Source organism: Acetobacterium sp. (assembly GCF_030652775.1).
Taxonomy (GTDB): domain Bacteria; phylum Bacillota; class Clostridia; order Eubacteriales; family Eubacteriaceae; genus Acetobacterium.
In genome coordinates, this window is the sequence record NZ_JAUSPS010000008.1 from 1 (window position 1) to 11951 (window position 11951).

13 protein-coding genes are annotated in these 11951 nt (G+C 42.8%); 8 read left to right on the forward strand and 5 right to left on the reverse strand.

Annotation, left to right across the window (positions count from 1 at the left end; all coding sequences use genetic code 11):
* Positions 1-78: 78 nt before the first annotated feature.
* From Q7J41_RS00845 to Q7J41_RS00855, 3 genes are read left to right on the forward strand one after another with little or no spacing between them, the layout of a single operon-like run.
* Positions 79-366 carry a transposase gene (locus Q7J41_RS00845; protein WP_304884327.1) on the forward strand — a complete coding sequence of 96 codons (288 nt, stop codon included), beginning with the start codon at positions 79-81 and terminating at the stop codon, positions 364-366.
* A 14-nt stretch (positions 367-380) separates the two neighbouring features.
* Positions 381-1256, forward strand: a complete 876-nt coding sequence (locus Q7J41_RS00850; RefSeq protein WP_304884329.1) for an IS3 family transposase — start codon at positions 381-383, stop codon at positions 1254-1256.
* 32 nt (positions 1257-1288) lie between these two features.
* Complete coding sequence (locus Q7J41_RS00855; RefSeq protein WP_304884331.1) at positions 1289-2335, forward strand: HD-GYP domain-containing protein; 1047 nt, start codon at positions 1289-1291, stop codon at positions 2333-2335.
* 150 nt (positions 2336-2485) lie between these two features.
* Here the strand turns inward: Q7J41_RS00855 and Q7J41_RS00860 are convergent, their stop codons facing one another.
* From Q7J41_RS00860 to Q7J41_RS00870, 3 genes are read right to left on the reverse strand one after another with little or no spacing between them, the layout of a single operon-like run.
* Positions 2486-4414 (reverse strand): ABC transporter ATP-binding protein, encoded by a 1929-nt coding sequence (locus Q7J41_RS00860; protein ID WP_370650963.1) that lies wholly within the window; start codon positions 4412-4414, stop codon positions 2486-2488.
* Entirely contained in the window at positions 4411-6645 is a 2235-nt protein-coding gene (locus Q7J41_RS00865) for an ABC transporter ATP-binding protein (protein WP_304884333.1), read from the reverse strand. Before Q7J41_RS00865 ends, Q7J41_RS00860 begins: the two co-directional genes overlap by 4 nt.
* 38 nt (positions 6646-6683) lie before the next feature.
* Positions 6684-7166: a MarR family winged helix-turn-helix transcriptional regulator gene (locus tag Q7J41_RS00870; protein WP_304884336.1), complete on the reverse strand. Its 483-nt coding sequence runs from the start codon at positions 7164-7166 to the stop codon at positions 6684-6686.
* Between the two features lie 184 nt (positions 7167-7350).
* Between Q7J41_RS00870 and Q7J41_RS00875 the strand changes: the two genes are divergently transcribed.
* The 4 genes from Q7J41_RS00875 to Q7J41_RS00890 are packed head-to-tail and all read left to right on the forward strand — an operon-like array spanning position 7351 to position 10099.
* On the forward strand, positions 7351-8196 hold the full coding sequence (locus Q7J41_RS00875; RefSeq protein ID WP_304884338.1) for an HAD family hydrolase: 846 nt from the start codon (positions 7351-7353) through the stop codon (positions 8194-8196).
* A 2-nt stretch (positions 8197-8198) separates the two neighbouring features.
* Positions 8199-8903, forward strand: coding sequence for an AzlC family ABC transporter permease (locus tag Q7J41_RS00880; protein ID WP_304884340.1), 705 nt, complete (start codon positions 8199-8201; stop codon positions 8901-8903).
* Positions 8900-9235, forward strand: a complete 336-nt coding sequence (locus tag Q7J41_RS00885; RefSeq protein ID WP_370650964.1) for a branched-chain amino acid transporter permease — start codon at positions 8900-8902, stop codon at positions 9233-9235. Before Q7J41_RS00880 ends, Q7J41_RS00885 begins: the two co-directional genes overlap by 4 nt.
* Positions 9236-9274: 39 nt before the next feature.
* Positions 9275-10099 carry a MerR family transcriptional regulator gene (locus Q7J41_RS00890; RefSeq protein ID WP_304884345.1) on the forward strand — a complete coding sequence of 275 codons (825 nt, stop codon included), beginning with the start codon at positions 9275-9277 and terminating at the stop codon, positions 10097-10099.
* 32 nt (positions 10100-10131) lie between these two features.
* Here Q7J41_RS00890 and Q7J41_RS00895 read toward each other — a convergent pair whose 3' ends face one another.
* Positions 10132-10473, reverse strand: a complete 342-nt coding sequence (locus Q7J41_RS00895; protein ID WP_304884347.1) for a DUF3784 domain-containing protein — start codon at positions 10471-10473, stop codon at positions 10132-10134.
* A 312-nt stretch (positions 10474-10785) separates the two neighbouring features.
* Here Q7J41_RS00895 and Q7J41_RS00900 point away from each other — a divergent pair, with 312 nt between their 5' ends.
* The gene (locus Q7J41_RS00900; RefSeq protein ID WP_304884349.1) at positions 10786-11262 is read left to right on the forward strand and encodes an SAM-dependent methyltransferase; all 477 of its coding nucleotides are present in this window, start codon (positions 10786-10788) and stop codon (positions 11260-11262) included.
* A gap of 9 nt (positions 11263-11271) precedes the next feature.
* Here Q7J41_RS00900 and trmB read toward each other — a convergent pair whose 3' ends face one another.
* The gene (trmB, locus tag Q7J41_RS00905) at positions 11272-11928 is read right to left on the reverse strand and encodes a tRNA (guanosine(46)-N7)-methyltransferase TrmB (RefSeq protein ID WP_304884351.1); all 657 of its coding nucleotides are present in this window, start codon (positions 11926-11928) and stop codon (positions 11272-11274) included.
* Between the last annotated feature and the right edge of the window lie 23 nt (positions 11929-11951).

The following is an 11951-nucleotide window of genomic DNA, read 5'->3' on the forward strand; positions in this document are numbered from 1 at the left end:
TGGAGTGATATCATAAAAGTGCAGTCCCAAATTGCAAGGAAATGAGGTAAAATAGAAAGAAAAAAGGACTGATAAATTATGAAAAAAGCATACAGCGCAGAAGAACGCTTTGAAGCGTTAAAACTGGCAAGTGAAATTGGAAACCAAGCTGCGGCCGATCGACTGGGAATTAAAGTCGATACATTGTACACTTGGATTAGCAAGGCCAAAAAAGGAAAGCCCGGGTTTTCTGAAGAACCTGGAAATATCCCAATAACCGATACAACGCGTTTAAAACAACTCGAAAAGGAACTGCGGGAAGCCAAAGAAGAAATTGAGATCCTGCAGGATGCACTTGGTTTTTTTGTAAAGCGCCGAAAGAAATAGCAAAGAACCAGCGGATGGCTTATATTTCAAGCCGCCGGAGCCGTTGGCCAGTCGCCGTCCTCTGTCGTGCGCTTGGTGTCAGCGAATCAGGTTATTACAAGCATCTGCGGTTTAAAAACAAACCGGATAAGCATGCAAATCTTTTGGCGCAAATCTATGAATTAATACAGGAAGATGCGGAAAATGCCAATTACGGGGTACGCCGCATCTATGATTATCTACGGCTATACCGGAAATATTGTGGGAGTTTAAGGACGATCTATCGCATCTGCAAAGAAAATAATCTGATGATTCATATGAAACGTAAACCCAATGGCATTACAAAAGCCGACGCCGCTGCCCAGAAGTCTGAAAACCTCATTAAACAGGATTTCACAGCAAAAGCGCCCAATCAAAAATGGTTAACGGACATCACTGAAATACCCTGTAAAGAAGGAAAGCTTTATCTGGCACCCATTTTGGATTGTTATGACGGCACCATTCGCGGTTTCAAGATGGATGACAACATGCGGGCTGATCTTTGTGTTGACGCATTCCAGAAGGCTTGCAGAGATGATCATGCCAAAGGTATGATTCTTCATTCAGATCGGGGCACGCAATTCACCAGCAAATCGTTTCGGAATGCACTGAAAAAAGCAAATGCTGTTCAAAGCATGAGCGGTACCGGTCGCTGTTATGATAATGCCCGGATGGAGAGCTTTTTCGCAACACTGAAAAAGGAGAAACTCTATAAAATTGATACAAAAAACATGTTGATGGCTGAGGTAAAAACGATTGTCTACCGCTATATTCATTATTACAATCGACGACGAATTTACAGTACGAATGGCGGGTATCCACCTCTGACTTACCGCGAGCTCTTTTATGTAAATCAACAACAAGCTGCATAGTAGATTAAAGTACTTATCATTGTTTTCAGCCCATGGCGGTATTCATCATCGAAGGATATCTAAATAATTCCTTGCTGGTTTCGACTGAACTGTTATTGACAATTCCAGATGATGCTATTATCGTGGTCGACCACAATCATCTCTATAAGGAAGTCAATGAACAGGCTATTGTGCTGTTTCCGGAGTTTGCCAGAGCAAAGAAGGACACGGAGCTTGCGATCATATCGCCTGCTCTTGATCAGACCCTAAAAGCTGAGGATACCAGCTTGTTTTATCTTGAAAGCCGGGTTTACGAGCCTTATATCAAGACGATCCGGCGGAACAACCAGATCCGAGGTTATGTGATCTGGTATCTGGATGTAACCGAAGCGGAAAAACGCAAAGAACTGGTGCTTAATTATCAACAGGAACTGGAAAAGGAAGTGGCTTTGAAAACGGCCCGAATTGAAGAAATCCAGGAACAGATTATTATCAGCTTTGCCAATATTATCGAAATCCGCGACACCATCACCGGCGAACATGTGCGGAGAACAAGTCTCTATGCCGAGAAAATCGCTGCCGTGCTGCTCCAAAATGGCGACTATCCAGAGACTGTTAATGAGCGGTTTATCCGGTTGCTTTATGCGGCCGCACCACTTCACGATGTGGGAAAAATTATGGTTTCGGATAGCATCTTGAACAAGCCGGGAAAATTAACCGAAGCAGAATGGGTGCTGATGAAAAAGCATGCTGAGAACGGCCAGAACATTTTAAAAAATGCCCTGGAAAAGATCCAGGATGTGGATTATTATAACATGGTTTGTGAGGTCGCAATGTATCACCATGAACGATGGATTGGTGGCGGTTACCCGGAAGCTTTATCGGGTGAAACCATTCCGCTCAGCGCCCGGATAATGGCCATTGCTGATGTCTTTGATGCGCTGACATCGGAACGACCCTACAAAGAAATCTATGACAACGATACGGCGTTTGAAATTATTAAAAAGGAACGGGGCCTTCATTTCGATCCGATCCTGGTTGATGCCTTTTTGTCGATTCGGGAAGAAATCGAAGCCGTCGCAGTCCGAGTGGGAAAATAAAAAATGGCGCTTAAACAAAAGAAGGGAGATATCCAGATAGTCAGTGACTATCTGGATAATCTCCCTTTTATTTTGAATCACTTAGCTAAAGCAACATAGGATGATCGTAAAACTCACAGCACTTTGCTAAGCTCATTTACAGCAGTTTAACTAGAGTGCCGGTATTAAATCTTCTAAATTCTGGATCAAGTCGTCTTCTAATTCTTCAGTCTTCTCAAATTGAGAATTATACAGATTTGAATAAAAACCGTTTTGAGCAAGCAGAACATCATGATTGCCCTGCTCGACAATATCCCCTTCATTCATAACCAGAATGAGATCGGCATTTTTAATGGTCGATAATCGATGGGCAATGACAAAGCTGGTTCGCCCTTCCATCAGGTTGTCCATGGCTTTCTGGATCAGTACCTCGGTACGGGTATCCACCGAGCTGGTGGCTTCATCGAGAATCAGGATTTTAGGATCGGCCAAAATGGCGCGGGCTATGGTCAGCAGCTGTTTCTGTCCTTGAGACACATTGCTGGCTTCTTCATTTAAAAACATGTTGTAACCATCTGGCAGAGTATGAACAAAATAGTCCACCTGGGCGGCTACGGCGGCGGCTTCGACCTCGGCATCGGTGGCATCGAGACGGCCATATTTGATATTGTCGCGGATACTGGCATTGTAAAGCCAGGTGTCCTGGAGTACCATCCCAAAGAGGCTGCGCAGATCGCCCCGACTGAAATCCTTGATATTATGGCCATCGACCAGGATCGCCCCGGATTCCACGTCATAAAAACGCATCAACAGCTTGACGATGGTGGTTTTGCCGGCTCCGGTGGGGCCAACAATGGCAATTTTCTGCCCTTCTTTGATGTGGGCAGAAAAGTCTTTAATAACCGTTTTATCGGGGTTATAACCAAAGTTCACATGGTCAAAATCGACACTGCCAGAGACCGTTGCGAGATCAAAAGCAGTGGTGCTTTCGGAAACCTCTTCCTCTTCATCTAAAAAGGTGAAGACCCGTTCGGCAGCGGCCGTGGTTTGCTGCAGGATGTTAGAAATATTAGCAATCTGCATAATTGGCTGGGTAAACTGGCGGACATATTGGATAAAGGCCTGAATATCACCAACGCTCAGGCGACCATTAACCGCCAGATAACCGCCGAGAATACAAACCGCCACATAACCGAGATTACCGATAAAGGTCATCATCGGCATCATCAGTCCGGACAGGAATTGCGATTTCCAGGCTGAACTGTAAAGGGTGGTGTTATAGTGGTCGAAGGTTTCAAAAGACGATGCTTCGCCGTTAAAGGCCTTAACCACGTTATGGCCGCTATACATTTCTTCCACATGGCCGTTAATATGTCCCAGATAGGTTTGCTGTTCGCTGAAATATGGTTGGGACTTTTTGACAATATTCACCACAATGACAAATGAGATGGGGACAATCAATAGCGCGACTATGGTCATTTGCCAACTGATGGAAAACATCATAATCAGAATACCCACTAGGGTTGCTACTGAAGTGATGATCTGGGTAACACTTTGGTTCAGGGTCTGATTCACGGTTTCAATATCATTAGTAAGGAAAGAAAGAACCTCGCCATAGCTGGTTTTGTCAAAATATTTAAACGGCAGACGATTGATTTTGGCAAAAATATTTCGTCTGAGTTCATAGGTTACCTTCATCGAAACACCGGTCATAATAAAGCCCTGGATATAAGAAAACAGAGCGGCGATGACGTAGAGTCCAAGGAGCAGAAGTAGGATCTGACCGATATAGTTAAAATCGATGCCTTTGCCATTATCAGCAATTATATTCATAACCCCTTCATAAAGGGCAGTGGTGGCATTTCCCAATATTTTGGGGCCCACAATCATAAAGACAGTGGATGCAACAGCAAAGATCAGTACAAAAAAGAGGCTGATTTTGTAAGCGGATAGATAGCGGGCCAGTTTTTTGAGACTGCCCTTGAAATCTTTGGGCTTTTCGCCTGGCATCATTCCGGCGGGACCACCAGGACCTCGTCCCATTCCGCCCCCGCCCATGTTACCGCGTTTTGGCATTTTTATATTTTTTTGATCGCTCATATGTTTAGTTCCTCCTCTGATAATTGTGAGGATGCAATTTCCTGGTAGGTCGCACAGTTTTTTAATAATTCGCTGTGAGACCCTTTGCCGACGACCCGTCCGTGTTCCAGAACGATGATCTGTTCGGCATGCATGATCGTGTTAATCCGCTGGGCGACAATAAGCACCGTACTGTTGCCAGTGTATTCTTTTAAAGCCCGTCTCAAAGCGACATCCGTCTTGTAATCCAAAGCGGAAAAGCTGTCGTCAAAAATGTAGATATCCGGTTTTCGAACCAGCGCCCGGGCTATTGATAGACGCTGTTTCTGCCCGCCGGAAACATTACTACCACCTTGAGCGATTTCTCGTTCAAAGCCGTCCGAACTACTTTCGATAAAGCTGGTGGCTTGGGCGACCTTAGCGGCAATGGCGAGGTCTTCTGCATTGGCCTTCTGATCACCATATTTAAGATTGGAAGCCACGGTGCCGGAAAAAAGTACCCCTTTTTGGGGAATATAACCAATTTTCTCCCTTAGATCGTGTTGGGTGACCTCTCGGATATCAATGTCATCGATTTTAACGGAACCCGAGGTAACATCGAAAAACCGCGGAATCAGGTTAATCAGAGTTGATTTACCCGAACCGGTGGAACCGATGAAGGCGGTGGTCTCGCCGGGATTGGCGACGAAGTTGATATCATGAAGGACATCTTCCTCAGCGCCTTCGTATCGGAAGGAGACATGGTCGAAAGCCAGGGTGGTCTGAGCGTTCATCGGCAGTTCTTTGGGTGCTGCCGGATCGACAATGCTGGGTTTAACCGCCAGCACTTCCTGAATCCGATCGCCGGAAACAGCCGCTCGGGGAATCATGATAAACATCATCGACATCATCAGGAAGGAGAAAATAATCTGCATCGTGTATTGCATAAAGGCCATCATATCACCAACCTGCATAGCCGAAGCGGCGATTTGCTGAGCACCTACCCAAACAACTAGTAGGGTTACCCCATTCATGATAAACATCATGGTCGGCATCATAAAGACCATTACCCGATTAACAAAGAGATTGTTGGCCGTGGTATCTTTATTTACCGAATCAAAACGGCTCTCTTCAAATTTCTGGTTTCCAAAAGCGCGAACAACCATCAGACCGGTCAGGCTTTCCCGAGTGACCAGATTCAGTTTATCCACCAGTTTTTGGATCAGCTTAAACCGGGGCATCGCAATTGTAAAGACAACCCCGATAAGCAAGACAATAGCTAAAACAGCGACCACGATAACCCAACCCATCGAGGTGGTCCGTCTTAGCGCCATAATAATACCGCCGATCGCCAGAATGGGGGAATAACATAAAATACGGATTCCCATGATTATAATAGTCTGGATTTGAGTAATATCGTTAGTATTTCGGGTGATCAATGAAGCCGTCGAAAATTTATCAAACTCTGTATTGGAAAAGCATTGAACCTTTCTGAATACATCCCGACGGAGACTCTGTGAAACACCGGCTGCAGTTCGGGCTGAGAAAAAACCAACCGCAATGGCGGCGGTGATGCTAATTAAAGAAAGCAGCAGCATCAATGCCCCGATTTTTAAGATATAAAGATTTTGAATAGCACCGACGTTAACACCAAGTTCGGTATAGAATTGTTTGGTGAATTGAACAGCGGTTTGAATTTGCGTGGATTCCGGGGTTTGGGCGGCCTGTTTTCTAGCTTCATCAAAGGTGGATGAAGGCAATTGTGTGAGCATCGGCAGAGCCTCGTAAATCTTTGAAAAATCGAGATCGGTGATACTGTTGGTGGCACTGGAATCAGCGGTACTGGTATCCAGAGAACGCATGTAATTAATGAATGTCCAGGTTGCTTCTCCGAAAATAGGATCCAGGGTTGCGAAAGCATCAGTACTGGGGTCATCCAGGACATAGAGGCTTTGTGTCTCAAGAGACGGGAATTTTTCGACAGTCGCTTGATAAGCAGGGTTAGACGTATCATCTGGACCCATCAGTGCATAGTTATTGGTTATTGTTTGTTTATCTGTTTCAGTCATAAAGGTTGTCATCAGGGTATAACCGTCTTCACTGATGGCTTCTGGTGCTGCGTGTTCGATCCCGTTTTGCTGGATACCAACATTAACAATATCAGACATGTAATTGGGGAGGTTAAGTTCGGTGATGGCCTGGACAAAAAGCAGGCAAAACGTTATTAGGAGGATCCCGAGATAGGGTTTTAAATAGCGTGAAAGTTTGATCATATTGTTTTCCTTTCTTATGTTTCGTTGTGTTCTAAGTCTTATTTTTGATCAATCTGATCAAAGACTTGCGCTAGTTTGTCTAATAAAAGAACCAGGGCATGGGTGTCTTTTTCGCCCAAAATAGCGGCGGCTTCATCATAGAGTTGGAAGACCGATTGTGATACGTCGATTTCAAGCTGTCGGCCGACATCGGTCAGGTTAACATAAACCAAACGGCGATCTTTATTTGAGGCAATTCGTTTCACATAACCATGTTTTTCTAAAGTTGAGATAGTTTGTGAAACACCAGGCATGGAAATGGCGGTTTCCCGACTGAGTTGAGAAATTTTGACGCCGGGAGCCGCTGGGAGATTGTTTGTCTGGGCTTCTTTTTGATCTTCCTCGTACATCTTTTTAAGGGTTTTTAGCATAAAAAATTCATGGGGTTTGAGGTCTTTCATCAAACATGTATGGATGCGCCCCATACTCGATTTTTTGATGTGATGAAAAGCCTTGAACAGTTCGTGTCCATTTGTATTCAATTGAAGCTCCTTTCACAGATTAATATTTAAGTAGGATAATAGTTAACCCAATTAAGTATTATCAGTATAACCTAAAATAGAGAAGTTGCAAGAAAAAAATAAAAATGAAAAGGTTTAGCAAAAAAAATATGTTATAATAGGCCATTGATTTAAGAAAAATTAAGGAAACGGAGTAAGTAACGCAATGACAATAAAAATGATCGTAACGGATTTGGATGGTACTTTATTAAATAGTACTAACACAATTTCAGATAGAAATATTCAAGCGTTTAGAAAAGTAATTAACATGGGAATTATTCCGGTGGTGGCAACAGGACGAATTGACAGCGAAGCCCTCTTTTTTGCTCAGTCAATTGGGGCAATGGATTATCTCATCTCTGGTAGTGGGGGTGTGATCAAGGATTATAAAAACGAAAAGATTATTCACGAGGTTGATTTAGACCGGAAGAATATTAAGGAATTATTGCGAATTGTTGAACCGACGAATGAAATATTTTGGCAGGCATATACAAATAAAGGCTGTGTGTGTACAGAGCAGTCTTTATTCTGGATGGATCGGTCAGGCTGGGCTAAAGCCCATGTGGAGGAGTTTAAGGATAAGCAGATTGTGGTAACCGATGTACAAGCGTATGTCGACGATCAAGAATTGGGGATCAGTAAATTTGTTTTATCATCAACAAATTATGTTTTCTTAGATGAACTCATGAATAAAATTGGCATGATTGATGGCGTGGAAGTGATTCGACCGATGGACTATTGTGTGGAGTGTATTCCGACTGGTGTGGATAAGGGTTTTGGTTTAATCAAATTATGCGAGTATTTAAAGATTAAGCTGAAAGAGGTGATGGTTATTGGCGACAGCGACAACGACCGGGAAATGTTCGAGGTTTGCGGACCGCTCAAAATAGCCATGGGAAATGCAAAGGCATCGATTAAAGACCTTGCCACTCATATTGTTTCCAGCAATGATGAGGATGGCGTGGCTGAAGCCATTTATGAGTTTATCATCAATGAAAAACTAAGTAGGTAGGCATGAAGAAAGAGACACTAAAATATGCATTTATTCAATCATTGCCGGTTCTTTTCGGTTATGTTTTTATGGGAATTGCCTTTGGCATTCTGCTGGAAAAGGCTGGATACAATTTTATCTGGGCATTTTTCATCAGTCTGATTATTTATGCGGGATCTATGCAATTTGTTCTAATTGGATTACTGGGTGGTGGTATGGGTTTACTGTCACTGATTATCCTGACACTGTCAGTGCAAAGCCGTCACATTTTTTATGGCTTATCTTTTATCGAAAAATTCAAAGCCATGGGAAAATGGGGGTGGTATATGGTATTCTCATTAACCGACGAGACTTATTCGCTCCTTTGTGGGATGAAGATCCCCAAAGAGCTGAATGAAAAAGAGGTGTTTTTTACAGTGGCGGCCCTGGATCAAAGTTACTGGATTATTGGTTGTACCCTTGGCGCTATCATTGGCGGTTTTATCGGTTTTGATACGACCGGTATCGATTTTGCCATGACTGCCCTGTTTGTGGTTATTTTTATTGAACAGTGGTATAGTTATCAATCCCATCTACCAGCCCTGGTGGGGACGGTTTGCGGGGCGGCATCGCTTTTTATATTTGGAGCCAGCGCTTTTATCTTGCCGGCGCTGATTGCTTCGGTGTGTTTGCTGCTGGTCTTTAAAAATAGCATTCAACAAGGGGAGAATCCGGAGGTGTGTCAATGAGTTCAGCTATTTTAACGCCAATGCTGGTGATTCTGGTGGTCGCCGCTTGTACATTTTTGACGCGATTTTTACCATTTGCCCTTTTTGGCGGTGGGAAGGAAGTGCCCGCAATCGTAAAAACCCTGGGAGATCTGCTACCTGCTGCGGTTATTGCCATTCTGGTGGTTTATTGTTTAAAAGGGGTCAGTTTTATGGTGCCCCCGCACGGATTTCCAGAGTTTATTTCGGTGGGGATTGTAGCGTTACTTCATATCTGGAAGCGAAACAACCTGTTGAGCATTGGCGGGGGAACTCTGGCGTATATGGTGCTTATACAAATGGTGTTTATCTAGTCGATCATAAAATGGTAACACGGAGGGAAAGAGGTAGCAATGTTCAAAATTGGTGAGTTTTCAAAATTAACCCAAGTATCAATTCGGATGCTTCGTTACTATGATGAAAATGGCCTGTTGAAACCGGCACAGACGGATCCAAATACCGGCTATCGGTTTTATTCGGTGGAACAAATCCCGGTGCTTCATAAGATAATCTTTTTAAGGGATATTAGCTATACGGTATCAGAAATAAAGAGTGCTTTGGATCATTGGACTGGGGATTTCATTGCGGATCAATTAAGAAACAAACAAATTGAAGTCCGGCGGTCCTTAGAACAGGAACAGGAAAAGCTGAAAAGAATCGAAGTGGCATTGGATAGCATCAAAAAAGATAAAATTGACATCCGCTATGATTTTACCATTAAGCAGATCCCTTCATATCCGGTTATTTCGTTGCGGCGGGTGATACCAGATTATTTCTGTGAGGGACTGCTTTGGAAAGAATTGACAGAATTAATACAAAAGCAAAAGATTGACCTGCCAGTTAACGAGCAGTGTTTTGCGATTTACCATGATAATGAGTTCAAGGAACAAGATGTAGATGTGGAGGTCTGTGTCTTGGTGGAGAAAGTTGTTGAGTCAGGGAACCTCCGTTGTTTTAGAGAAACCGAAGCGGTAGCGATGATGGCTTCAACAATGGTGTGCGGACCCTTTGAAAATATATCCGGAGCTTTCCGTTCCCTGGCTTATTGGCTGACTGAACATTCAAGTTTCAAAATGAAAGGGAAAAACAGACAAATTTGCCACCGGGGTCCCTGGAATGAAGGGAACCCAGATGACTATCTCACAGAAATTCAGATTGAACTGGAAAAGTGTGAGTAATAAATTTAGCATTAATATAAATGGAATCGATGTTATTTCCGGTAACGATCAAAGGCTTTATCGATATCAAAATGGACCTCTTTTAAAAACAGAAACAGCCAAAGGACTGAGGCTGCTATAGCAAAATAGAAACTGATAAAATGCGAAAGAATTGCTCCAGACAATAAAACGATCGTCCACAAAGCAAATTGATTACGCATATCTTTGCTCATTTGCCGAGTGTCATACGTTTTTCGAAGTTCTTTGGGCAAAGTATTAAAACCACTAATAAGAATAGTAGCCTTTTCTTTTAATAGGGCAAAAATAAGAGCCAACAATATAAAAATGATTGCCAAGACAAGGCAAGCGATCGCCCATATGTCATTTGTATCCATAAGTTTACCTCCTATAGAAATGATAGAGTGTTTTAGTTAAATAAAAGCAGCTAAAAATAGCCTGGTTTTTATAGACGTGATGCTAATAATAGTATATGGCAGGTGCTTGATGGTGTCAATGGCAACGATTGAGCAACTAATTAAATAATTGAGGGGTTAATTAATATAGGGGATCAGAAAATAAGCGTTTAAGTTTAGCCGCAGTACTTTCTTCAAGCAGTTAATTATAATTTCTTATTGACTCTCACATGGTGGTAGGGTCTAGAATGAGGATATAAAAAAAATTGAGGATACAATCATGGAGGTAAGTACATGGAAAACTATTATTTAAAACCAATCGGAACAATTCACATTCAGGGAGAGGAAATGTTCATTGAACTGGAAGAAATGTATCGAAAAGGGCTGAAAGGATTAGACGGATTTTCCCATATCAATATCTTTTGGTGGTTCAGCGAATTTGACAATGAAGAAACCCGTAGTATTCTTTCATCTCCCCAGCCTTATAAACAGGCCCCGGAGGTAATGGGAGTATTCGCTACCCGATCTCCCCTTCGGCCAAACCCCATTGCATTAACTCCGGTTACGGTGTTGGACATTGATGATCAAAAGGGAATCATCCGGATTCCATACATTGATGCTAATGATGGCACCCCGGTACTGGATATCAAACCCTATACCCCCAGTCTGGATCGGGTTGAAAATCCTAAGGTACCGGTTTGGTGCGAGCACTGGCCCAAAAGTGTTGAAACGTCCGGCGATTTTAATTGGGAAAAGGAGTTTAATTTTTAATAATTAAGGTTAAAATAACTTTGCGATTAAAAATTTAATGTTTATTCCCTGTTCCACATACATTTTTTCGTGTTCGGTTTCAATGTTGTCCGGATAATCTGAGGCATTGAGATCGGGAATTAGGGTTGTTATGGTGAAACCGGTTTCCTCAAAGTATTTGATCGAGTCGCTAAACAGATCATCATTGTCGGTTTTAAAATAAATTTCCCCATTTGCAGATAAAAGTTTTTTATATTTGTTCAGATGTTTGGTATGAGTCAGTCGTTTTTTCTGGTAGCGTCGCCTGGGCCAGGGATTACAGAAATTAATATAAATCCGCTTGACGCCATCCTCTGGGGAGAGGATGGCATCAATGCGTTCAATATCCCAGGACATGATTTGGACATTATCAATGGGTTGTTTTTTTTCAGCATAAGCAGCTTCAATATTCCGTTTGGTTAAACCTAAAACGGCATCAATGAGATCAATGGCCAGAAAATTTATTTCTGGCTGCCGACTGCCTAATTCAGCAATAAAGGTACCTTTTCCACAGCCCAATTCAATGTGCAGGGGCTGCTTTTTTTTAAATAATTGTTGCCATTGTCCCAGATGATCCGGGGGATAGGCCTGAAAAAATCCGCAGGCCTCCAGTTCTGGGCGAGCCCAGGGTTTTGGTCGTATATGCATGTGAATTGCTCCTTTTGTCGGGA

Coding starts and splice junctions, on each gene's coding strand:
- Q7J41_RS00845 (WP_304884327.1), top strand. CDS start 79: ATGAAAAAAGCATACAGCGCAGAAGAACGCTTTGAAGCGTTAAAACTG.
- Q7J41_RS00850 (WP_304884329.1), top strand. CDS start 381: ATGGCTTATATTTCAAGCCGCCGGAGCCGTTGGCCAGTCGCCGTCCTC.
- Q7J41_RS00855 (WP_304884331.1), top strand. CDS start 1,289: ATGGCGGTATTCATCATCGAAGGATATCTAAATAATTCCTTGCTGGTT.
- Q7J41_RS00860 (WP_370650963.1), bottom strand. CDS start 4,414: ATGAGCGATCAAAAAAATATAAAAATGCCAAAACGCGGTAACATGGGC.
- Q7J41_RS00865 (WP_304884333.1), bottom strand. CDS start 6,645: ATGATCAAACTTTCACGCTATTTAAAACCCTATCTCGGGATCCTCCTA.
- Q7J41_RS00875 (WP_304884338.1), top strand. CDS start 7,351: ATGACAATAAAAATGATCGTAACGGATTTGGATGGTACTTTATTAAAT.
- Q7J41_RS00880 (WP_304884340.1), top strand. CDS start 8,199: ATGAAGAAAGAGACACTAAAATATGCATTTATTCAATCATTGCCGGTT.
- Q7J41_RS00885 (WP_370650964.1), top strand. CDS start 8,900: ATGAGTTCAGCTATTTTAACGCCAATGCTGGTGATTCTGGTGGTCGCC.
- Q7J41_RS00890 (WP_304884345.1), top strand. CDS start 9,275: ATGTTCAAAATTGGTGAGTTTTCAAAATTAACCCAAGTATCAATTCGG.
- Q7J41_RS00895 (WP_304884347.1), bottom strand. CDS start 10,473: ATGGATACAAATGACATATGGGCGATCGCTTGCCTTGTCTTGGCAATC.
- Q7J41_RS00900 (WP_304884349.1), top strand. CDS start 10,786: ATGGAAAACTATTATTTAAAACCAATCGGAACAATTCACATTCAGGGA.
- trmB (WP_304884351.1), bottom strand. CDS start 11,928: ATGCATATACGACCAAAACCCTGGGCTCGCCCAGAACTGGAGGCCTGC.